Source organism: Phormidesmis priestleyi ULC007 (assembly GCF_001895925.1).
Lineage (GTDB): Bacteria > Cyanobacteriota > Cyanobacteriia > Leptolyngbyales > Leptolyngbyaceae > Phormidesmis_A > Phormidesmis_A priestleyi_A.
The window spans coordinates 186,298-207,709 of the sequence record NZ_MPPI01000006.1 but is presented as its reverse complement, the minus strand read 5'-3'; the positions used below and the strand labels follow the sequence as shown (position 1 = coordinate 207,709).

At 49.1% G+C, this 21,412-nt stretch carries 20 protein-coding genes and 1 pseudogene; 9 read left to right on the top strand and 12 right to left on the bottom strand.

Annotation, left to right across the window (positions count from 1 at the left end; translation table 11 throughout):
• Both BRW63_RS27175 and BRW63_RS07850 read left to right on the top strand, forming a co-directional pair.
• Positions 1 to 386: sensor histidine kinase (locus tag BRW63_RS27175; RefSeq protein ID WP_262983527.1), on the top strand; the 386-nt coding region annotated here is incomplete at its 5' end.
• A complete protein-coding gene (locus BRW63_RS07850; protein ID WP_073070341.1) occupies positions 383 to 763 on the top strand; it encodes a response regulator in 381 nt (126 codons plus the stop codon). The genes BRW63_RS27175 and BRW63_RS07850, both read left to right, overlap by 4 nt.
• 142 nt (positions 764 to 905) lie before the next feature.
• Here BRW63_RS07850 and BRW63_RS27170 read toward each other — a convergent pair whose 3' ends face one another.
• From BRW63_RS27170 to BRW63_RS07840, 4 genes and pseudogenes are all read right to left on the bottom strand, one after another.
• Positions 906 to 1,205, bottom strand: a complete 300-nt coding sequence (locus BRW63_RS27170; protein ID WP_083582764.1) for a transposase — start codon at positions 1,203 to 1,205, stop codon at positions 906 to 908.
• A 102-nt stretch (positions 1,206 to 1,307) separates the two neighbouring features.
• Positions 1,308 to 1,649, bottom strand: a pseudogene (locus BRW63_RS27165) (IS110 family transposase); the annotation flags it as partial.
• 12 nt (positions 1,650 to 1,661) lie between these two features.
• The gene (locus tag BRW63_RS28190; protein ID WP_181314367.1) at positions 1,662 to 1,826 is read right to left on the bottom strand and encodes a hypothetical protein; all 165 of its coding nucleotides are present in this window, start codon (positions 1,824 to 1,826) and stop codon (positions 1,662 to 1,664) included.
• Between the two features lie 199 nt (positions 1,827 to 2,025).
• The gene (locus tag BRW63_RS07840) at positions 2,026 to 2,292 is read right to left on the bottom strand and encodes a GlsB/YeaQ/YmgE family stress response membrane protein (RefSeq protein ID WP_073070340.1); all 267 of its coding nucleotides are present in this window, start codon (positions 2,290 to 2,292) and stop codon (positions 2,026 to 2,028) included.
• Between the two features lie 535 nt (positions 2,293 to 2,827).
• Between BRW63_RS07840 and BRW63_RS07830 the strand changes: the two genes are divergently transcribed.
• Positions 2,828 to 5,308 (top strand): ATP-dependent Clp protease ATP-binding subunit, encoded by a 2,481-nt coding sequence (locus BRW63_RS07830; protein ID WP_073070338.1) that lies wholly within the window; start codon positions 2,828 to 2,830, stop codon positions 5,306 to 5,308.
• A gap of 190 nt (positions 5,309 to 5,498) precedes the next feature.
• On the opposite strand, the gene BRW63_RS07825 is transcribed toward BRW63_RS07830, so the two are convergent.
• The 8 genes from BRW63_RS07825 to BRW63_RS28185 all read right to left on the bottom strand — a co-directional run bounded on the left by BRW63_RS07825 (position 5,499) and on the right by BRW63_RS28185 (position 14,553).
• On the bottom strand, positions 5,499 to 7,463 hold the full coding sequence (locus tag BRW63_RS07825; RefSeq protein WP_073070337.1) for a hybrid sensor histidine kinase/response regulator: 1,965 nt from the start codon (positions 7,461 to 7,463) through the stop codon (positions 5,499 to 5,501).
• A gap of 15 nt (positions 7,464 to 7,478) precedes the next feature.
• Complete coding sequence (locus BRW63_RS07820; RefSeq protein WP_223257321.1) at positions 7,479 to 7,928, bottom strand: response regulator; 450 nt, start codon at positions 7,926 to 7,928, stop codon at positions 7,479 to 7,481.
• A gap of 109 nt (positions 7,929 to 8,037) precedes the next feature.
• The gene (locus tag BRW63_RS07815; RefSeq protein ID WP_073070335.1) at positions 8,038 to 9,600 is read right to left on the bottom strand and encodes a PAS domain S-box protein; all 1,563 of its coding nucleotides are present in this window, start codon (positions 9,598 to 9,600) and stop codon (positions 8,038 to 8,040) included.
• 121 nt (positions 9,601 to 9,721) lie between these two features.
• Positions 9,722 to 10,123, bottom strand: coding sequence for a response regulator (locus BRW63_RS07810; RefSeq protein ID WP_073070334.1), 402 nt, complete (start codon positions 10,121 to 10,123; stop codon positions 9,722 to 9,724).
• A gap of 153 nt (positions 10,124 to 10,276) precedes the next feature.
• The gene (locus BRW63_RS07805; protein ID WP_073070333.1) at positions 10,277 to 11,125 is read right to left on the bottom strand and encodes a DUF1206 domain-containing protein; all 849 of its coding nucleotides are present in this window, start codon (positions 11,123 to 11,125) and stop codon (positions 10,277 to 10,279) included.
• 117 nt (positions 11,126 to 11,242) lie between these two features.
• A complete protein-coding gene (gene glpK / locus BRW63_RS07800) occupies positions 11,243 to 12,736 on the bottom strand; it encodes a glycerol kinase GlpK (protein WP_073070332.1) in 1,494 nt (497 codons plus the stop codon).
• 4 nt (positions 12,737 to 12,740) lie between these two features.
• Complete coding sequence (locus BRW63_RS07795; protein ID WP_073070331.1) at positions 12,741 to 14,216, bottom strand: alpha/beta fold hydrolase; 1,476 nt, start codon at positions 14,214 to 14,216, stop codon at positions 12,741 to 12,743.
• 112 nt (positions 14,217 to 14,328) lie between these two features.
• Positions 14,329 to 14,553 (bottom strand): hypothetical protein, encoded by a 225-nt coding sequence (locus BRW63_RS28185; protein WP_073070330.1) that lies wholly within the window; start codon positions 14,551 to 14,553, stop codon positions 14,329 to 14,331.
• Positions 14,554 to 14,682: 129 nt separating this feature from the next.
• Here BRW63_RS28185 and BRW63_RS07785 point away from each other — a divergent pair, with 129 nt between their 5' ends.
• From BRW63_RS07785 to BRW63_RS07755, 6 genes are all read left to right on the top strand, one after another.
• On the top strand, positions 14,683 to 15,132 hold the full coding sequence (locus BRW63_RS07785) for a pyridoxamine 5'-phosphate oxidase family protein (protein ID WP_073070329.1): 450 nt from the start codon (positions 14,683 to 14,685) through the stop codon (positions 15,130 to 15,132).
• An 82-nt stretch (positions 15,133 to 15,214) separates the two neighbouring features.
• A complete protein-coding gene (mgtA, locus tag BRW63_RS07780) occupies positions 15,215 to 17,731 on the top strand; it encodes a magnesium-translocating P-type ATPase (protein WP_073070328.1) in 2,517 nt (838 codons plus the stop codon).
• 203 nt (positions 17,732 to 17,934) lie between these two features.
• Complete coding sequence (locus BRW63_RS07775; RefSeq protein WP_073070327.1) at positions 17,935 to 18,450, top strand: rhodanese-like domain-containing protein; 516 nt, start codon at positions 17,935 to 17,937, stop codon at positions 18,448 to 18,450.
• A gap of 78 nt (positions 18,451 to 18,528) precedes the next feature.
• Positions 18,529 to 19,059 (top strand): DUF3122 domain-containing protein, encoded by a 531-nt coding sequence (locus BRW63_RS07770; protein ID WP_073070326.1) that lies wholly within the window; start codon positions 18,529 to 18,531, stop codon positions 19,057 to 19,059.
• A 177-nt stretch (positions 19,060 to 19,236) separates the two neighbouring features.
• Positions 19,237 to 19,863 (top strand): DUF998 domain-containing protein, encoded by a 627-nt coding sequence (locus BRW63_RS07765; RefSeq protein WP_073070325.1) that lies wholly within the window; start codon positions 19,237 to 19,239, stop codon positions 19,861 to 19,863.
• Between the two features lie 664 nt (positions 19,864 to 20,527).
• The gene (locus tag BRW63_RS07755; RefSeq protein ID WP_083582767.1) at positions 20,528 to 21,400 is read left to right on the top strand and encodes a hypothetical protein; all 873 of its coding nucleotides are present in this window, start codon (positions 20,528 to 20,530) and stop codon (positions 21,398 to 21,400) included.
• The last annotated feature ends 12 nt before the right edge of the window (positions 21,401 to 21,412 follow it).

The window sequence follows — 21,412 nt, the reverse complement described above, 5'->3', positions numbered from 1 at the left end:
TCAGAGACCTTTATCTATCTGGCAATGATTCGGATTATGGTCAAGCGCTTGGCGTAAAATTTGACCCGCTACAACTTTTAAAACACCCTCTTAAGCCAGAAAAGAACAGCCGCCGCAAATCAGCCGCGAAATCGCGATCGGATCAGATTTTGTTTTGTGTCAAAGACGAAGGAATGGGCATTCCAGAAGATAAGTTAGAGACGATATTCGATCGCTTTCAGCAGATTGATGCCTCTAACTCCCGTAGTCAAGCTGGCACAGGCTTAGGTTTAACCATTTGCCGGGATATTGTTGAACAATATAACGGGAAAATTTGGGCTGAAAGTCAATTAGGTCAAGGAAGCACCTTCTATATCACGTTACCTCTTACGCCTCACCTGCCATGACCAAGCGAATCTTGATTATCGACGACGAACCCGACATTCGCGAAGCCACCCAGCTCTGCCTTGAAATTGTCAAAGGCTGGGATATCTTAACGGCAGGGTCGAGCAAGGAAGGCATAGAAAAAGCCATCCTAGAGCAGCCCGATGCGGTGCTGTTAGACGTAATGATGCCCGAAGTAGACGGACTTGCCACCTTCGACCAACTCCAAGCAAATCCATCCACTCGACACATTCCAGTCATCTTATTAACCGCAAAAGCGCAAGCGGCAGATCAACGGCAATTTACCCAACTTGCGATCGCGGCGGTGATTACGAAGCCCTACGATCCGCTGACACTAGCCGATCAAATCGATGCAATCCTAACGGCCTACGCCGCGTAACCTTTTTTGAAGCACTTTTACATCTTCAGCAGTTCTTCATTTTTTTCTTCTACGCTTCATAGCTAACAATGGTTCGGACAAAATTAGGCAGCAATCACGCCTTCTCCCCAAGGAGAAGCGATGATCTTGAATGTCCAGGAAATCATGCCGATGCCGGAGCAGGATTGGGGGATGAGAGTAGTTTCGGTTGCCAGTCTTGTTCCTGTCTCATCCTGGCATTGAGAATGGTTAACAACTTGTGCATACAGGCAACCAACGCCACCTTTGTCGGTTTGCCGCGTCCCGTTAACTGAGCATAAAAGGCGCGAATCACGGGGGTGTGGCGCACCGCAACTCGGGTTGCCATGTCCAACATTTGGCGGACTGCCGCTCGCCCGCCAAAAATGGTGCGCTTCCCCTGCATCGCGCCGCTGTCCCGGTTGAGGGGAGCACCGACCCCCAAGGGTGCTAATCTTCTGAGTGGACAACTGACCGAGTTCCGGTAAGAGCGCTACCACCTTGCCCACACCGGGCACACTTTTGAGTCGAGCTTGTTTAGTTTGCCTCATCGAGTTGCTTGATGCGCTCCCGCAACCCGTCCAAATGGACTTCTACGCCTGAGCGTTGCCCCGTAGTCCTGACAAGCGATTTTGTTCTGCGTGAGGATATCGACGAGTTGTCGTCGTCGCGTTACCCAGTCTTGAAGCTCGGCTTGGGCTGCGCTGGCAAAGGAGCGAATCGGCGGCTTCCTCGCTTCGCCCAACCCGGCTAACATTGCAGCATCGGCGGCATCGGTTTTTGCCAGTTGATTGGCAGCTTTGGCAAAGTTGCGCCCTTGCCGAGCGTTGATCACCCCCACGGGGTAGCCCAATTGGAACAACCCCACGGCAGCTTGTCGCTCATACCCGCCTGTGGATTCTCAAATGACTCGACCGACCCCTGAGGGTGGACTGAGATGCGTCACCAACTCGGCAATCCCCTCCGGCGTGTTCGCCCCTCGGAAGCTCTGGGTCTGAGGGCGCAGAGGCACGTCCAACCAGCGCTTGCACCCATCGATGCCAATCCATTGCTCTAGCTCTGGCATCACCTTAATTCCTCTGGATGGCAGGGAGGGGGTTGACTCAACCTTGCGTCATTCGGGATCAACAGTCCCAACCGATGATTCGAGTTTGACCCAATTCATTGAGAGATGATCCTAGCTTCTCCACGATGTCGAGCATCCCAGGGCGGGCGGTCTATCTCTCTAGTCTGAAGATCCAAGGGCTGGGGATGAGGGCAATCCATCAAGCAGCGTTGCGATCGACCAACACCCACAAGAAGATCGCAACCATCGCACCCAAAATCGCTACGATGATCCCTGGAAGCCCTGGAAACGTCGAAAGAGAAATCGTGCCCGTCGTCACCAACGTCACCAGGCTCCCTCCCAAAAATGCGCCAATAATCCCCAAAACCATCGTGCTGAGAATGCCTCCTCCCTGATCGCCAGGGTAGAGAAGCTTGGCGATCGCACCTGCCACAATGCCCAAAATAGCCCAAGCGATGAGATTCATCCTTATTCTCCTAAATATTATGTAGCGATCGCTGATTCAGTCTTTAAAACTAGACAGTCCAATGGTCTCTCTTCGCAGGTAGTATATCGCTCAAATTAAAGACTCTCAAGAGATAGAAACATTAAGAACGCTTAAGTTGACCAAAACCTCGGAGGTTTAAGCCACTCTGTCGGTCACGATGCTAGATTCTTGGTTAAAACCTCCGAGGTTAAAATAACCGCCTCTAAGCCCCATTCTGACCGTACTTCACCCGCTATCTTTAGCGACGGTTTTCCTCCCTGTCTGCACCTGTTTCCCCCTCGCTACAGTAAGGAAACATAAAAGAAATAAAAGTTTACGAGTTGCGGAATTGACGGTTAGTGACCCATTCACAAACTGATTCACCGTTTCTGCCAAGACCGTCAACTTTTGACTAAGTAGGTCAAGATCACGCCGCGACACATTCCCAAGGTTCTGCGAAACAGCCGCCCCAAAAATGTTTAACGTCATGCGATCCGCCTACTTAAGCTGACATAGCTTAGTGGAGAAAGTCTCGATGTTTGAAAATTTCACCAATCAGGCGATCGCCGCCATCATGTTTGCTCAAGAAGAAGCTCGCCGCCTGCGGCAAAATTCTGTGGGCACCGAGGCGGTTCTGCTGGGCTTACTCAGACAGAAAGACACGATCGCAGTCACCGTACTCAATGAGCTTGGCATCACCCTTGAAAAAGCGCGTCTAGAAGTCGAAAAAATCGTCGGTCGAGGGACGGGATCAACGTTAGCAGATCTACCCTTCACGCCCAAAACTCGAACCATTCTAGAAAGTGCTTTCGAGCAGTCTCGCCAGCTTGACCATCGCTACGTTCATCCAGAGCATTTATTACTCAGCTTGGTGCAAGACAGTCAGGGCGTTGGCTCTAAAGTGCTGACTAACTTTGGCATTGATCTAGCCCAGATTCGCACCGAGATCATTCGCGCTCTTGGGCAGGTTGCTTCAGTTCCCGCAGGCAACGTCAAAGAGCGTCCGGGGAAACAGTCTGGCAGCGATCGCACTCCCGCTCTTGAAGAATTTGGCACCAACTGGAGTCGCCTCGCCGCAGAAGGCAAGCTCGATCCCGTCGTCGGTCGGCAAACCGAAATCGATCGCGTGGTTCAAATCCTCGGTCGTCGCACCAAAAACAATCCTGTATTAGTCGGCGAACCTGGAGTCGGCAAAACCGCGATCGCCGAAGGGTTGGCGGTGCGGATTCACAATCAAGACATTCCCGAACTGCTGCAAGGCAAACAGATCATCAGCTTAGACATGGGTTCTCTGATGGCAGGCACCAAGTTTCGGGGTGAATTTGAAGAACGCCTCAACAACATCATGCAAGAAGTGCGTCAGTCTACCAATATTATTTTGGTGATTGACGAGATTCATACACTAGTCGGTGCAGGTGCCGCAGAAGGCGGAATGGATGCTGCTAATATGCTCAAGCCAGCCTTGGCAAGAGGCGAAATGCAGTGCATCGGCGCAACAACTTTAGATGAGTATCGCAAACACATCGAGCGTGATGCTGCATTAGAGCGACGATTCCAACCTGTGATGGTCGGTGAACCGTCTGTTGACGAAACGATCGAGATTTTGCGAGGTCTGCGCGATCGCTATGAGCAACACCATCAACTCACAATTAGCAATGCTGCGATCACAGCGGCGGCTAAATTCTCAGATCGCTACATCACCGATCGATTCTTGCCTGACAAAGCGATCGATTTAATTGACGAAGCCAGTTCTCTGGTGCGGTTGAGACATTCTTATCAGTCTCCTGCTAAAGCTCTCAAGCAAGAATTGCGTCAGGTGAAACTCAGCAAGCAAGCCACCGTCGAAGCGCAAGACTTTGTAGAAGCTGGAAAACTGCGCGATCGCGAGTTAGAACTCGAAGCGCAAATTCAAGCGGCACGAGATCAGAAGTCAGGATCGACTCCAACGATTTCTGCGATCGTCACCGAAGAAGACATTGCTCAAGTGGTGTCCTCTTGGACGAGCATCCCCGTCAACAAGCTAACCGAATCGGAATCGGCTCTCTTGCTGCACCTAGAAGACACGCTACACGAGCGAATTGTGGGACAACAAGAAGCAGTCGCCGCCGTATCTCGCGCCATCAAACGCGCCAGAGTTGGACTGCAAAATCCCGATCGTCCGATCGCCAGCTTTATCTTCTCCGGCCCGACGGGCGTGGGCAAAACCGAACTCGCCAAAGCCCTCGCTGCTACCGTGTTTGGCTCTGAAGATGCCATGATTCGGCTCGATATGTCTGAATTTATGGAATCACACACCGTCTCGAAGCTAATCGGTTCGCCTCCGGGCTATGTGGGCTACGACGAAGGGGGGCAACTCACCGAAGCCGTGCGCCGCAAACCCTACACCGTAATTCTGTTCGACGAGATCGAAAAAGCGCATCCCGACGTGTTCAATATGTTGCTGCAACTGTTGGATGAGGGTCATCTTACCGATGCTAAAGGTCGCACCGTTAGCTTTAAAAATACGCTGCTGATTATGACTTCTAACCTCGGCTCGAAAGCGATCGAGAAAGGCGGCACAGGTCTAGGCTTTGAGATTTTGGCGGAGACGCAAGACTTGGCTCAATATAGCCGCATTCGCACTCAAGTCAACGACGAGTTGAAAAACTATTTCCGTCCTGAGTTTCTCAATCGTCTAGACGAGATTATCGTCTTCCGTCAGCTGAGTCGCGACGAGGTGACTCAGATTGCCGATCTGCTGATTCGCGAAGCAGCCTCTCGTTTGAGTGAGCAAGGCATCAGCTTAGAGGTGAGCGATCGCTTCAAAGCCCGTGTTGTTACCGAAGGCTACAACCCTAGCTATGGAGCGCGTCCGCTGCGTCGAGCGATCGCCCGACTCTTAGAAGACAGTTTGGCAGAAGCCTTCTTGTCAGGCCAGATTCAAACGGGGGATGCCGCGATCGTCGATATCGATGAAGACGGTCAGGTGCAAGTCAACCGAGCACAATCAAGAGTCGCCGTTGAGGTTGCAGCTTAAGCGCTCTGATAATGATTGATTCCTGCGGGGGCACGGCGATTTCGTGCCCCCATTTCTTAACGTGAATTCGATGAAGCTTTTCGCTACGGTTGCAAATCCGGGTTGCCCCCCGAATCCCCCAATTCTGGGGGATTTGGGGGCTGAAGCCGCTGAGAACGAAGCGAAAAAACTCGTCGAACTCACGTATTCTTTAAATTGGCGACGACACCTGCACCGAGCAACAAAGCCGATCGATCGCACTAATCAATTGTTTAGGATCGATCGGTTTAGTTAAATGATCCTGAAATCCAGCCGCGATTGCGCGTTCTCGATCTTCTGCTCTGGCATAAGCGGTCAACGCGATCGCCGGAATCTGCCCTCCATCACAAGACCGCACCCGTTCGAGTAACATATAGCCATCTTCTTCTGGCATTCCGATATCGCTCAAGAGAATGTCAGGCTTGAATTCTGTAATCGCCGCGATCGCGGTTTCTGCTGACAAAGCCGACCGCACGATCGCCCCCGACTGCTCTAATAAAACCGTCATCCAATCCAGCGAATCTTGCTCATCATCGACTACTAAAATTCGCAGACCTTCAAGCGCTAAAGATGAAAGAGATGACTCTCTGGGTTCCCGCTTCAAGGTTTTTTCACCACCCTTTAACATCGGTAGCGTCACGATGAAGGTTGCGCCCTGCCCCTCACCCGGACTCGCTGCATTGATTGTGCCGCCGTGAAGCTCAATCAGATGCCGCACGATCGCCAGCCCCAAACCCAAACCGCCAAAGGTGCGCGTGGTGCTGCCGTCTGCCTGCCGAAATGAGTCAAACACGTAGGGCAAAAAGTGAGGAGCAATGCCTTTTCCCGTATCGCGAACTGTAATTTTAGCATTCCGCCGATCTGCGGTATTCGTTGCATCGGTTGTCAGTTCGATTTCAACTCGCCCGTGATTGGGTGTAAATTTAACTGCATTAGATAATAAATTCCATATAATCTGCTGCAATCGACTCGAATCGCCAAAAGTAATATAGTTTGAATGATCAGATTGATTAATTTCTGTGTTGTAAGTAGGATTAAACTCTAAACTTATTAACTTTGCTTCTGCCGCCAACCGAACTGTTTCTAATGCCGATTCAATCACCGTTACTAGATTGGTTGGTTGAGCATTTAAGCTAACTTTACCGCGCAGAATTCGAGAGACATCCAGCAAATCTTCAATCAACTGGGTTTGAATTTGAGCATTTCGCTCAATGGTTTCTAACCCCCGCGCCAGAGTTACCGGATCGTGAGGCTTTGCCCGTAACAGCTTTGACCAACCCACGATCGGGTTTAACGGCGTTCGCAACTCGTGAGAAAGCACGGCTAAAAACTCATCTTTAATGCGGTTTGCTTCTTCTGCCTGCTGATAGAGCCGTTTAGCATCATCAACATCCGTTGCAGTGCCATACCAATAGAGAAGCTGATCTTGATCATCTTTAAAGGGCACCACGCGCACCAAATGCCACCGATAAACCCCGTCATAGCGCCGGATTCGACACTCTATTTCGTATGGACTGCCCGATCGAATGCCAGCCATTCTCTTTTCAATGACCCTTCCAGCATCGTCTGGGTGAGTGATCTCTATCCAGTTCAGTTTTTGTTTGGCTGAGATGCCCGTAAATGACTGCCAGCGAGAGTTAAGATACTCTGACTCACCCTGAGCATTATTGATCCAAATAAAGTTTGGCACAGCATCCGCTAAGGTGCGAAAGTGACGTTCACTCAGCCGCAGCGCCGCAGTTGCTTGCTGATAGTTGCGCCGTTCTTGAGCCTCTCTCAGTGCCCGGCTCACCGCCGGAACTAATCGACCCAATCGCTGCTTCAGCACATAGTCAGTTGCGCCACTTTTGAGCGTTTCGATCGCCACCTCTTCGCCCAGAGTGCCAGACACCAAAATAAACGGCACATCGGGGCACAAGCTGCGGGCAATTTCTAAAGCCGCAATGCCATCAAAATTAGGCAGCGAATAGTCAGACAAAATCAAATCAAACGCAGTCATTTTAAGCGCATCCACAAACCCAGTCTGAGTTTGCACTCGCACCAATTCACATTCAATTTCTCCATCCGTTAGCATTGCCTGAATCAGTTCGGCATCTAGATCACTATCTTCTAACAGCAGAAATTGCAGCGATGGCATAATGTTTCCCTATAACTATCGAGCGATCGAGGGCAACGATCCCGGCGGCGGCTGGTTAACGACTGCCCAAAATAACCCCACTTGTTTAATGACATCCACAAACTCGTGAAAATCGATCGGCTTAACGACATAGGCATTGGCACCCAATTCATAACAGCGTAACAAGTCAGGCTCTTCTCGCGATGAAGTCAGCACCACGATCGGAATCAGGCGAAACGCGGGGTCGGCTTTGAGTTGGGTCATCACCTCCATGCCATTGATTTTGGGAAGCTTGAGATCGAGCAACACCACCACTGGGTTGCCCTCCATTCTCATTTTAAAGACCCCGCGGCGATAGAGATAATTTAATGCCTCCTCGCCATCTCGCACCACGACCACTTCATTGGCTAAGTGATTTTCAGACAGCGAGTTCAAGATCAATTCCACATCATTTGAACTGTCTTCGACTAGCAAAACACGTCTCATATCTGGCTCTGGCATTGATCAGTTGATACTCCTTTCTTACTCCGTAGTCCGAGTCTCCGCAGTCTTTTAAAGGAGTGCGTTAGTCGGTAGTGCGTCGTTATCGTGAGGGTTAGCAATCTGAGATTAGTAACTCTTTTGGATGCTCTGCGTGATGTTTGGGCAGCGAAAAGTAAAACGTTGCCCCGCGATCGACCTCTCCCTCAGCCCACACCCGCCCCCCGTGACGGTGAATAATGCGCTGCACATTTGCCAACCCGATGCCTGTGCCCTCAAACTGAGTGCCGACATGGAGTCGTTGAAAGATGCCAAACAACTTGTCAACATACCGCATATCGAAGCCAATGCCATTGTCTCGTACAAAGAATATCATTTCATCTGAGTGGTCAAAACTGCCAACTTCGATCTCAGTTTCTTGACGTAAGCGAGTATATTTAGCTGCATTTTCGAGTAAATTGCGAAGCACTAGCCGTAGCATTGAGGGATCGCCCTGAATTGGCGGAAGCGGGTGGATTTTCCAGTGAATTGTCCGATCGCCGACATCGAGATCAATCTCTCGTTTAACTTCTTTTAGCAATTCTGTCAGACTAAAGGTGATGGTGTGCATCTCCGATCGCCCCATGCGCGAAAAGGTCAGCAAATCATCGATCAAAACCCCAGCTTGTTTAGTCGTTTCGGCGATCGTGGTGATGTAGCGATCGCTAGTCTCATCCAAATTGACTGATGCGAGTCGCGCTTTGAGCAACCCCACAAACCCTGCAATGTGCCGCAGCGGTGCCCGCAGATCATGAGACACCGAATAAGAAAATGACTCTAGCTCTCGGTTAGCCGCTTCGAGTTGGGCAGTGCGCTGTTTTACCCGTGACTCCAGATCTTCGTTTAGCTGCTTGATTTCGCGTTCGGCTTGTTTGTGCTGAGTGACATCATGAGCGACCGCATAAACCAGACCTTCTTCAACGATCGGCACACTTACCCAATCGAGCCACCGATAAGATCCATCCTGACAGCGATAGCGGTTTTCAAAATGCAGCGTCGTGGCTCCGGCGACAAGTTTTTCAACTTCTGCCAGCGTGGTTGCCCGATCGTCAGGATGCACAAATTCTAAAAAGGGTTTACCCAGCAATTCGTCAGCGCTGTAGCCAAGAATTCTTTCAAACGCCGGATTAATGCGTTTAAAGTAGCCGTCCATGCCTGCGACACAGAGCAAGTCTAGCGAGAGCGTAAAGAAGCGATCGCGATCGTCTTTAGCTTGTTTGAGTTCGGTTTCGGCTTGCTTATGAGCACTAATATCTTTAACAACTGCAATAAAATATTTCGGGTCGCCGTTTGGTTTGTGCACCAGGGAAGCCGTGAGATTGATCCAAACCAGGCTACCGTCTTTGCGAATGTATCGTTTCTCTAACGAGTAATTGGGAATCTCACCTGCCAATAATTGGTGCATACATTCCAGGTCGGAGTCGAGATCTTCAAGGTAAGTGATCTCTTGAAAGGTTTTCTGCACCAACTCCTCGTGAGAATAACCGACAATCTCGCAGAGTTTTTGATTGACTCTTAGCCATTGCCCAGTGGGGCTGACGTGAGCAATGCCGACTCCTGCTAATTCAAACGTGGTTTCAAACTCCTGTTCTTGCTCCCACAAAGCCAGCTTGATCGCCGATCGATTCTCAACCGTCACCGTCTCTGCCCCGTTTTGAAACGCCGTTTAGATTTACTGGTTCAGTTTGAACACAGCTCTTTCTATAATCCGATAGATTAAGGGCGATCGCGGCTCTATCGAAAGGTAGAAGTTTGCGATTTTAATGCTTGGCTAACAGCAGCGTTCTAACCTGGCTGATCACTTCTTCAAAATCAATGGGTTTACGAATATATCCGTTAGCACCAATGTCTAACGCCCGATTGAGATCTGGCTGATCGTAGCCCGACACCAACACGATCGGAATAAACGGCAACCGACTGTTTTGTCGAATCTGCCGAGTTACTTCAAAGCCATTCATTCCCGGCATCATCACATCGAGCAATACCAGCGCGGGAGGATCTGCAACAATTTTTTCTAAGGCTGCCTGACCACTATCAGCCACATCTACCTGATATCCCTCATTTTCTAAAAGAGTTTGCAGCAAAAAAGAATTATCAGCTACATCATCGACAATCAAGATGTGATCGTCTGCTGGGTTAGAGTGATGAAGCAAAGAATTCATAAAGGGAACTACGGGGGTAAACACTATAGTTGCTAATTTAGGAAGCGATCGGCTTCATCCTTAAGAAGTATTAGTTGCAACAAAAACAGAGCTTTAATGCGTAGGTTTTGTGCTTGATGCTGCACCCACTTACAAACTGCTGAACTACATCATTCAGGAGTCCATGATTTGTCGATACCGAGCTTCAGCCAAGGAATGAATACTATAGGCAATTAAGCCCAGCGCTACGATTCCCAGAATCCAAGGCCCAAAGGGTTGCCGTGCTAAAACAGCTAAAGCTTCTCCTAGCCCTTTCACCTCACTTGCGTCTGAATATAACGCGGCCAAAACTAAAAATAGACCAATAATACTAAATACAACGCCACGCGATGCAATGCCGAATTGCCCAAGGCGTTTTGCCCAAGTGCGCTCACTCAAAGTCATTTGGTTTAGCTTAAAGTGTCGTTGAAACTTTGCAGTATAGGACTCGTAGAAATAAGACAGCCCAACACCCAGCACAATTAGACCTGCCAAAGCCACAAGCCATTGTCCAAACGGCTGTGCCAGGACGAATTCTGTCCAGTCTTTAGGCGCTTCTCCGCCAGTTCCACCAGTGCCTAAAACCAGCTTGGCAGCGGTGATCGCTAACCCAGAGTATGCGATTGCGCTGATCAGAGATCCAATTCGTCTTACAATTCGCTTTGCCCCATTTGCCTGACCCGTGTGTTCTGGATCGAGAATTGCCTGAACGAGCCGCCAAAGCACATAACCGACCATGCCGATCGCGACTAAACTCAGCAACAGCTTGCCAAAGGGCTGAACAACAATTTCTTCCAATGCCCCCCTCGTATCGGTTGTTTGTCCCCCTACTCCGACTGCGGCTTGAGCGGCTAGCAATCCCACCACAAAATACACGATTCCTTTAGCCGCGTATCCAAACCGCGCTAGTTTCTCAAATGCAGGGTGAGAAGCTGTTTGCCGCATCGACTGTTGTATTTCTGGAGGAAGATCGTGCTGGGTCATGGGTCTTGCGAAAATGGTACGAACACCATGACTTTTTTCGCAATTTTGTTCATCCCTCCAAATAGATAAATCGGAAGCGATCGTGCAGATTTAGCGCTGTGAGCGTTCATCTTTGTATTAAAAAGGTTCTTCCCAGCGTTTGGCGCGATCGACCGCACGCCGCCAAGTTTCTCGTAAATGATTGCGTCGCTCGGTGCTCATCGTCGGCTCAAATCGACGATCAAGTTGCCAGTTTTGCACGAGTTCGGCTGCGTTTTGCCAATAACCCACTGCCAGCCCCGCTAGATAAGCTGCTCCTAGAGCCGTCGTCTCTGCCACCTGGGGACGAATCACTGAAACTCCCAAAATATCCGCTTGAAATTGCATCAGCAGATCATTACACGCGGCACCTCCGTCTACTCGCAATTCAGAGAGCGGCAAATCAGAATCTTCGCGCATTGCATCCAGCACGTCTGCACATTGATAGGCGATGCTTTCTAGCGCGGCACGGGCAATATGGGCACTGGTCGAGCCTCGTGTCAAGCCCACGATCGTGCCTCGCGCATAGCTATCCCAATGCGGTGCCCCCAACCCTACAAAAGCAGGGACGAGATACACACCGCCATTATCAGGAACACTTCGTGCGAGTGGCTCAACTTCTGCACTGGTTTTGAGGATGCCTAACCCATCTCGCAGCCACTGCACCACGGCACCCCCGACAAACACACTGCCCTCAAGCGCATAGTCAGTGCGGTCTTGAATGCGCCATGCGATCGTCGTCAATAACCTATTTTGCGACACGATCGGCTGACTCCCGGTGTTGAGCAGCGTAAAACAGCCCGTCCCGTAAGTGTTTTTTGCCATGCCTCGCTCAAGACACGCTTGCCCAAATGTGGCGGCTTGCTGATCTCCGGCGATGCCTGCGATCGCAATTCCTGCCCCTACGCCATCACTCGTATAGCCATACACTTCTGACGAGCCGCGCACCTCTGGCAACAGCGATCGGGGAATAGCCAGCAGTGAGAGCATTTCATCATCCCAGTCTTGCGTGTGAATATTGAATAAAAGAGTGCGGCTGGCGTTGGTGACATCTGTGATGTGCAGTCGTCCGTTAGTCAGCTTCCACACCAGCCACGAATCGATCGTGCCAAACGCTAGTTCGCCACGATCGGCTTTTTCTCTCGCACCCGGCACCTGATCAAGCAACCACTTCAGCTTAGTGCCACTAAAGTAGGCATCGAGCAGCAGTCCGGTTTTCTGCCGAACTGTGAGATCGTGTCCAGCGGCGGTTAGCTCGTCACAGTATTGAGCCGTGCGCCGATCTTGCCAGACGATCGCGGGATAAATTGGTTGACTGGTTGCCCGATCCCAAACCAGGGTTGTTTCTCGCTGATTGGTAATGCCGATCGCGGCAATGTCACTCGCGCCAATGCCAAGACGGGCAAGCGCTTCGCTGGCAACTCCGATCTGTGACGACCAGATATCCTGTGCGTCGTGCTCAACCCAACCAGGCTGCGGAAACCGTTGCGGAAATTCTTTTTGAGCCACAGAAACCATTTCGCCGCTGTGATTGAATACGATCGCGCGTGAACTGGTCGTGCCCTGGTCAAACGCAAGAATATATTGACTCATGTTACTATCCAAACGCTAAACAACACGCTGATAGAGGAAATCCAGCCGCTAGTAGCCATCCAAAAAACAACGCATTTCCAATTGCATAAATCCACGCTTGATTAAACAAGGCTGACACAACTGCAAACAACGCCATCACCAACGGAAACAACGGCAACAATAAAAATATAAACCCCAATTTTGGCAAGTAGATGATTACGAGTAAGAATCCGGCGATCAGCATCACACTTTGCCCAAGCCACCACGCCAGTCTGGTCAGCCAGCGCGTATCTTGCTGCACCATTCCAGAGCCTAAAAACCACGGAAAACACGCGATCGCGATCGGCAACCAAATCGCCAACCGCGCCGGAATCAGCCACCACTGAAGCCACACTATTTGCGCCATTGCCCCAACTGCAATCCACAATAGCCCAAATAATGTCACTCCTAACCCAACCATTTGCCACCTCAAACGCGGCCACCGACCCAGGATTCCCAACCAAGACAATCCAGCGATCAAAAACCAAACTCCGACCGCCCCGCCAACCTGAACGCCGCCCAACACCTGCAAATCGATGAGAGGATTGAGCAGCAGCAATCCGCCGAGAGCCGCGATCGGAGACGCGACTAATCCGCCCCAACTGCGCCAGCGAGAAATCTTAAAGTCCGGGGTTGCAGGTAGCGCCAGGTAACGAGCCATCACACTCAACAGCAATAGCCAGCCCACTAAGTGCAAAAAATACCAGATCATGCGGCGATCGAGATACTCGCTTTGAGATTGCCGTCCAAAAGTCGAATCGAGCCATCGCAATGCCGCTTGATGACTCACCTGGCTAAACAAAATCGTGATGTGTTCAACCGTCGGCACCGTCACCAATTCTCGCGCCCGTCCTTGAGCAAACTGCGAATTCGCACCGCCCGCATCAGCCAATAACCGTTGAGCATAAGGCAACAACCCACCTTCCCAAGCCCCAATTTGTAGCTGTAGATTGCGAGGCGCTTGCGGCGTGACATTCTGGCCTGTGGGAGAGATAGCGATCGTCGCTGCAAACCGCTCTACATTCTCAACTCCAGCCAACATCACAACGCCACTGCCCATTGAGTGACCTAACAGAGCCAGCCGACCGCGATCGACCTCTGGCTGTTCGAGCAAGCCCTGAAGGGCAACCTCAAGATTCTGCCGAAGTTCAAACCCTTTTAACGCTGTGGGATTGGCTCCATGACCATCAAAATCCCAGAGCATGACGGCATAGCCCGCCCTCGCTAAAACATGCCCATAGCCCAACATCAACTGTTTAGACCCTGCAAACCCATGAGCCACCAGCACCCCCGGCGCATTGTGCCCCTGCTGCGGAGCCAGATAGAGCAACGGAACGTGATCGTGTTCAAACGATCGCACCACCAGCCCCGTACGAGCCATAAAAACACCCGACCACGACAGACTAATCAAGAGAATTGCTAAGAGCGATCGAACAATCTGCCCACGTTTTAATCTAATCATTTATAGCGATCGCCACAATGTCATTGCTTATATAATCAGCGATAAATCACTCGATCGGGCATTCAAAACGGTAGTTTCAGATCTGTTGGTAGAGACATGACATTTCACGTCTCTACAGGGTTTTGGGGTGATGCAACAACACTTCAATCTGGAAGCGCAGTTTGTAGAAGTGGTAGATTTGCGCTGCGCTTTGGGTGAGGTCAGTGGAGAACAAGACGACGGTGAAGTTCACCTTGCTACAGGCAATCAGGATCGTGGCGAACAGCGTGGTCAATGCTTTCATCTGAGGTTTGCTCACAATTCCCACTTTCGTCAATAAGTTCTGTACAATTTCCATACTGCTAGCGGTTCGGTGCTTGCGGTTCGGTGCTTGACTTCATTAATCAGCACCTTAATGGATCGTTAGTTTTCTTGCCTATTCTCGCTTCTAAAAATTGTCCGAACTATTATTTATAGGAGACTAACAATGTTAGATATCGATGAAATGGGACAAAAAGAAATACAAAGCTTCCTACAACAGGTAGGGTACGGTCATCTTGGCTTCATACATGAAGGAAAACCCTACGTGATGCCCATGCATTATTATCTTGAGGACTCGGATATCTACCTGTTTACAACCGAGGGCATGAAGACGCATGACATAGACGCAAATCCAGAAATCTGCCTACAGGTTGAAGAGATTCACGACCCGCTTCATTGGCGCAGCGTAATTGTGACGGGTCGAGCCGAGCAACTCACCGAGCAGCAAGACATCGATCGCGCAATGCCCTTTATCAAAGAGCGCAGTCCCATGCTGTCACCTGCAATCAACCGCACTTGGACTGATGCTCAGGGGCGTTTAGAAGCGATCGCGATCTACCGCATCCACATCAGTGAGATGAGCGGACGCACGACTGAAGAAGTCAGCAGTCAGTAAGCACCGACATACCTCAACCGTTGAGACTGTTGACGGAAACACGATTCTCCTACGAAGAGACTTCACCATCAGGTAGAAAACAATGAATCCACAGTCCACATTTTGGAGCTTGTCTGGGAATCAGGTATTCCAGCAGACGCACTCGACGATCTCTGGATTAAGCCGTCAAGAGGCGCAACAACGCCTGAGCAAGTATGGCGCAAATAGCCTCAAACAAACCCACAAATCGAGTACATGGGTGCTGTTGCTTAATCAGTTCAAGAGTCCGATTATCTTGATTCTGATTGTTGCAGCAGTGCTATCGATTTTTCTGCAAGATGCGGCAGATGCGATTATCATTTTGACGATCGTCTTGATCAGTGGGCTATTAGGATTTTGGCAAGAGCGTGGAGCCTCAAACGCGGTCGAGAAATTATTGGCATTAGTGCAAGTTAAAGCCACTGTTTTGAGGGACGGTCAAGCTCAAGAGATCCCCAATGAGGAAGTCGTTCCGGGCGATATTGTGCTGCTGAGTGCAGGTAAAAATATTCCGGGCGACTGTCTCGTTTTAGAGTCGAAAGATCTCTCAGTGGGTGAAGCTGCACTGACCGGAGAAACCTATCCGGTTGATAAGCTCAGTGGCGTATTGCCTGCTGAAACTGGACTCAGCCAACGCACCAATTCCCTTTATATGGGAACCAATGTGATTAGTGGAACGGCGAAAGCGATCGTGGTTCATACCGGAAAGGAAACTGAATTCGGCAAAGTCTCGGAACGCTTGAAACTTAGACCTGACGAAACAGAATTTGAACGGGGACTCAGCAAGTTTGGCTACTTTCTGATGGAAGTCACGCTAATTTTAGTGGTTCTCATTTTTGTTGCCAACGTCTACCTGAAACGCCCCGTGCTGGAATCTTTTCTGTTTTCGCTGGCGCTGGCGGTTGGTTTGACTCCGCAACTGCTGCCTGCGATCGTCAGCGTTAATCTGGCGCGGGGTGCTAAGAAAATGGCAGCAAAGCAGGTGATTGTAAAACGTTTACCCGCGATCGAAAACTTTGGCAGCATGAATGTGTTTTGCACCGATAAGACAGGCACGCTGACAGAAGGAGCGGTGAAAATTCACGCTGCGGTGGATGTGGAAGGGCAGGACAGCGATCGGGTTATCCTCTACGCTTATTTGAATGCCGCCTCTGAGTCGGGGTATGTGAATCCGATCGACAGCGCGATTCGCGAATACAAAACATTCGACATTTCTGGCTATCAAAAGCTCGATGAAGTGCCCTATGATTTCAACCGCAAACGTCTCAGCATTCTGTTTAAACAAGAGAGTAAGCATCTGATTATTACGAAAGGCGCACTGAAAAATATTCTGGAGGTTTGCTCAACAGTTGACACGGCGGAGGGGAAAACGATCGACATTGCAGACCAGCGACAGGAACTCCACCAACAGGCTGACGACCTAGGCAGTAAAGGATTTAGAGCCTTGGGTGTGGCTTATCGCGATTTCAATCAAGATTCCTTCAGCAAAGATGATGAAACGAACATGACGTTTCTGGGCTACCTGGCGCTGTTCGATCCGCCCAAAGCTGGCATCGCTGACACCCTCAAAGAGTTGCAGCAGCTAGGAGTCACTCCAAAAATGATTACCGGAGACAGTAAGGCAGTTGCGATCAGCATCATTCAGCAGGTCGGACTACCTGAACCCAAGACGTTAACAGGCTCCGAACTAGAAAAGCTCAGTGATGAAGCCTTGATGCATCGAGTCCAACAGACCACTGTCTTTGCCGAGGTCGAGCCAAACCAAAAAGAGCGGATCATCATCGCCCTCAAAAAAGCCGGGAATGTTGTGGGATATCTCGGAGACGGCATTAACGATGCTTCTGCGCTTCATGCTGCCGATGTTGGCATCTCAGTTGAGAGCGCAGTCGATGTCGCCAAAGAAGCTGCTGACATTGTGTTGATGGAAAAGGATTTGAATGTCCTCGTTGAGGGTGTAAAGGAAGGACGGGTGACATTTGCCAACACTTTGAAGTATGTGTTTATGGCAACAAGCGCCAATTTTGGCAATATGTTTAGCATGGCAGGAATTTCTCTGGTTCTGCCCTTTTTGCCGCTGTTGCCCAGTCAGATTTTGTTGACGAACCTCCTCACCGATTTCCCAGAGTTGACGATCGCCACCGATCGGGTAGACAAAGAGCAAGTCAGCCGACCCCACTGTTGGGATATGCGCTTCATCCGCAGCTTCATGTTGGTGTTTGGGTTGCTCAGTTCTGTGTTTGATTACCTCACCTTTGGAGCTTTGCTGCTATTGCTACACGCCGATCCAGCGCAGTTTAGAACGGGTTGGTTTATGGAATCGGTAATTTCTGCCTCCATGATTGTGCTGTCCATTCGCACACACAAATCTATTGTTGGCAGTAAACCTAGCCCTTATTTGTTTTGGACGACGATCACGATCGTGGTTGTCACGCTTTTCCTACCCTATACCCCGCTTGCAGGTCTACTGGGATTCCAGGCTTTGCCAACTGAATTCCTTTTAGTGCTGGCAGCCATTGTCGGACTCTATCTCTTCTGTGCCGAAAACGTGAAACGAGTGTTCTATGAACACATCCGGTCTTGACAATGACTCACCCTCATAACCAAACCATCTCATGGACAGAAGAAAATTTATCGGTATCGCTAGCGGAACCACAATTGCAGTCGGCAGAAATGATGGAAACGGGAGGCCGCAAGACACAGAAGTGATTTTTGAAGGTTTAAGGTTACTAAGTTAATCCAACGAGTTATTCAATCTAAATCAGGAAAACTTATCTCGGAAAATCTATGATGTTCAAAAACTTCTTCTCAACAATTCTGCTCGGACTCGCATTATCGATCGGACTCTTTTTTGGCGTTGGGCAACCCTCGATCGCTGCTGCCCCTTCCTCTGCATTTATGGTCGGGGTCAAGCTTGCGGCAGTTGCTAAAGTTTCACCGAAGGGGGAATTGGAAGTCGATCGCTTTCTCACGTCGATGCCATCGGGGTATTACACGATCGCCAATGTCGAAGGGTTAAAAAAACTGTTAGAAGACCCTCAAACCGTGTTGGTGGATGTGCGAGAACCCTCTGAATATCGGTCAGGACATATCCCCAACGCGATTAACATTCCGCTCCGAACCTTGACTCATAATCTGGACAAAATCGTGGGCGATCGCCCTGTGGTGCTGTACTGTTCCTCCGGTTATCGATCAGCAATGGGGGTAATGACGCTACACCTCTTGGGCTACGAGAATGTGCAGGGTTTTCCACCTAGCTTTGCGGGTTGGCAAGCCGCTGGAGAGGCGATCGCCTCCAAGTGATGCTCCACAACAATTAGGATTAAAATCCAAAAATTTTACTCTGGGATTGGAGATTTTAACTTTATGAGGACTTTTGTGATGAACTCTATCTACTTTAACTGGTCTAGACTTCGCCCAATGTGTTGGCTGCTGGCTGCTTGGATCTGTGTTTTACTAGTTGTTTGGAGTCCCTTATCCGCTTTTGCTGCTGTGACGCAAATCGAAGAGTCTCCAGGACAGATGCTCTACCAATCCCGACAAAACCTGCGGGATCAGACCGGAAAGTCATGGCAGGTGGTCGCCTTCAAGCGCATCCATCCCGATGGTAGTGCTATTCTCTCCCTACGGTTAGTGGGCTTTCCTGGTGCGGTGGAATTAGATCATACTCAACCGCTAACCCTGACAACATCTATGGGGCAAACTTTGACTGCCAAGGATGTTTCTAGCGAAATTTCTCAAGACACACCAGCCCTAGCGAATGTAGGAGAATATGACATTCAGCCTGTCCTACCGCAGTTGCACGCTGAAATTCCCCTTCAGCTAACTTTACCGATGATAACTGGTTCAGCAATCGAGTTGCAAATCCCCTCGACAACACTCCAAGAGTGGCAAACAATTTCTGCTCCTTAACTAACCCAAAAAAATCAGACCGATGAGTCTTCAACTCTCCACGTTAGTTAAAGAATTACCCGCCGCCAGTTTCACTACGCCGACCCGTTGATTGGTTTATTCGTTCATAAAAAACTGCCTACAATTAAGTTTTCTCTTGCTGTAAGGCTGTCCACAAATCAATCAAAACAATCTGTCATGAATAAACTAAAACTTTCTGGTCTACTACTCTTTCTTGCTGGTTCAATTGCTTTAATGGGCATCATCACTGCCGAAGCGTTATATCCATCCGGCTCCGGCTACACAACTTTTCACAGCGAAATAAGCGACCTCGGCGCAACAAAACCGCCAAACAGCTTAATCTATCAACCATCCGCCAGCATTTTTAATGTCACTATGCTGTTATCTGGCTTAATGACTTTGATGGCAACCTTCTATCAGCATAAATATTTCAAAAAACTACTTTTCAGTATTCCACTTGGTCTATTTAGCTTAGGTCTTGTGGGCATTGGAATTTTTTCTGGTGATAAAGTCCCCTACCACGGAATATTCTCTTTACTCACTTTTATATCGGGTGGAGTATCAGCTATTGCGTCCTTTAAAATTGTTTCTGCTCCATTTAAGTTTATCGGAATTGTCTTTGGAGCTATTTCCTTAATAACATGGTGTGCTGTTGTATTTGCCCCTAATATTGTTGTTCCTTTTATTGGCTTGGGTGGAACAGAAAGATGGCTTGTTTATCCTATTGTGCTATGGATAACAGGCTTAGGCGGTTATTTGATGAACATAACAACAACCAAAAAACTTGGCGATCAGCACCTATAAAAGAATTTTGTAAAAAGTTAAGGAGCGATAAAAATATGAAACAAAAGAAGCGATCGCTAAAGCAAATCGAACTTTTTCTACTTTACACTTTTTCCATAACATCAATACCCCGGACAGTTTTTTGAACGGTTCTATAAGGTTTTCAGGGCTTACGGTTCCAAGATCGAGCTATTTTTTCAAAGTTAGCTCTGCCCCTGACTTGGAAAAAAAGATCCCGCTTACGGCAGGATGCGGGTTTGAGCCTTAAAACCTGCTCAAATTTTGTCCGGAGTATTGTACCACTATGTATAAATACACAAAGAACTTATTTCTCTGTGTATTAAGTCATGCCTGGTTTAATGGATGTATTGGGTTAGCTTTATATATGGGTAATAACGGAGCCTTGCAGCTAAATTTGAATCGGAAAGTAATTGTAGCTTTTTCCATTGAGCTAATAGTATCCGTCATTTTAGGAATAGCATATAGTCGTAAGAAAACCCTTCTGTGTTGAACAATACTTTCAATTGAAACAATTACTAACCTATTTCGGACTTGCATACTTAATCGCTTGGATGATTTGGTCGATTACAAGTCATCTCATTCAGACCTTCCTCACAGGTTCTTCATATTTTTTCAATGTCATGAGAGATAGTCGATGTTCTTATCGTTTACAAGGATGAAATCTATGAAATGGCACCAAGTAATTCTGGCTTTTATCGCTACTATTTGCATGATATTTACAGGCAGTGCCCTAGCGCAGACTGATATCAATATCAACAACACCAACCTCATTCGCTTTGGTGGCAGCGTGACCGTACCAGAGAACCAAGTTGTCGAAAATGCCCTTGCTTTTGGCGGGAATGTTACGGTATCCCCTAATGCCAAAGTTGTGGACACTGCGATCGCGTTTGGCGGCGATGTCATCCTGCAAAAAGAAGCGCGGGTAGAAGGGGACGCTTACTCCTTTGGCGGCAAAATCGTACAGGAACCTAGTGCGATCGTGAGCGGTGAACGCGCTACATTCAGCGATCGACATGGCATGATGTATGGGGTCGATCAAGGCAGAAGTAGCTTCTTCGCTCACTATTTCTTCAGTGCCATTTTTAGAATTAGTGCCGCCATAGCAGCAACTATTCTCGGACTGATTATTTTGCATACTAGCCCACAGTTCCTGCCAAATTTGGCTACAAAACTGCGTCAACACCCCAGTTTGACTGCTCTATGGGGGATCGGGGCGATTGTCGCCATTATCTTTGTCAGTGTGTTCCTGGCGATTACGCTGATTGGTATTCCCCTGATTCCACTACTAATTCTGACTGCGATTGTCACTTCTCTAGTAGGGTCATTAGGTGTGGCGCTTTTTGTCGGTCAACGCCTAGTCAGTAGTGGCGATCGATCGTTACAGCAGCAGTTCTTGGTGGGTTTGGCAATCCTCACAGTTTTGGCACTCATTCCATTTTTTGGAGGGCTAGTCGTTTTTCTAGTCAATCTGTTCGGACTGGGTATCATCTTGCTGTGGAAATTTGGTAGAGAGAAACCTCAAACAGCTACTGACTGAGCAGGGCGGCAT

Excerpts from the sequence above, each read along its gene's own strand:
- BRW63_RS07850 (WP_073070341.1), top strand. The coding sequence starts at position 383 with ATGACCAAGCGAATCTTGATTATCGACGACGAACCCGACATTCGCGAA.
- BRW63_RS28190 (WP_181314367.1), bottom strand. The coding sequence starts at position 1,826 with ATGCCAGAGCTAGAGCAATGGATTGGCATCGATGGGTGCAAGCGCTGG.
- BRW63_RS07840 (WP_073070340.1), bottom strand. The coding sequence starts at position 2,292 with ATGAATCTCATCGCTTGGGCTATTTTGGGCATTGTGGCAGGTGCGATC.
- BRW63_RS07830 (WP_073070338.1), top strand. The coding sequence starts at position 2,828 with ATGTTTGAAAATTTCACCAATCAGGCGATCGCCGCCATCATGTTTGCT.
- BRW63_RS07825 (WP_073070337.1), bottom strand. The coding sequence starts at position 7,463 with ATGCCATCGCTGCAATTTCTGCTGTTAGAAGATAGTGATCTAGATGCC.
- BRW63_RS07820 (WP_223257321.1), bottom strand. The coding sequence starts at position 7,928 with ATGAGACGTGTTTTGCTAGTCGAAGACAGTTCAAATGATGTGGAATTG.
- BRW63_RS07810 (WP_073070334.1), bottom strand. The coding sequence starts at position 10,123 with ATGAATTCTTTGCTTCATCACTCTAACCCAGCAGACGATCACATCTTG.
- BRW63_RS07805 (WP_073070333.1), bottom strand. The coding sequence starts at position 11,125 with ATGACCCAGCACGATCTTCCTCCAGAAATACAACAGTCGATGCGGCAA.
- glpK (WP_073070332.1), bottom strand. The coding sequence starts at position 12,736 with ATGAGTCAATATATTCTTGCGTTTGACCAGGGCACGACCAGTTCACGC.
- BRW63_RS07795 (WP_073070331.1), bottom strand. The coding sequence starts at position 14,216 with ATGATTAGATTAAAACGTGGGCAGATTGTTCGATCGCTCTTAGCAATT.
- BRW63_RS28185 (WP_073070330.1), bottom strand. The coding sequence starts at position 14,553 with ATGGAAATTGTACAGAACTTATTGACGAAAGTGGGAATTGTGAGCAAA.
- BRW63_RS07785 (WP_073070329.1), top strand. The coding sequence starts at position 14,683 with ATGTTAGATATCGATGAAATGGGACAAAAAGAAATACAAAGCTTCCTA.
- mgtA (WP_073070328.1), top strand. The coding sequence starts at position 15,215 with ATGAATCCACAGTCCACATTTTGGAGCTTGTCTGGGAATCAGGTATTC.
- BRW63_RS07775 (WP_073070327.1), top strand. The coding sequence starts at position 17,935 with ATGATGTTCAAAAACTTCTTCTCAACAATTCTGCTCGGACTCGCATTA.
- BRW63_RS07770 (WP_073070326.1), top strand. The coding sequence starts at position 18,529 with ATGAACTCTATCTACTTTAACTGGTCTAGACTTCGCCCAATGTGTTGG.
- BRW63_RS07765 (WP_073070325.1), top strand. The coding sequence starts at position 19,237 with ATGAATAAACTAAAACTTTCTGGTCTACTACTCTTTCTTGCTGGTTCA.
- BRW63_RS07755 (WP_083582767.1), top strand. The coding sequence starts at position 20,528 with ATGAAATGGCACCAAGTAATTCTGGCTTTTATCGCTACTATTTGCATG.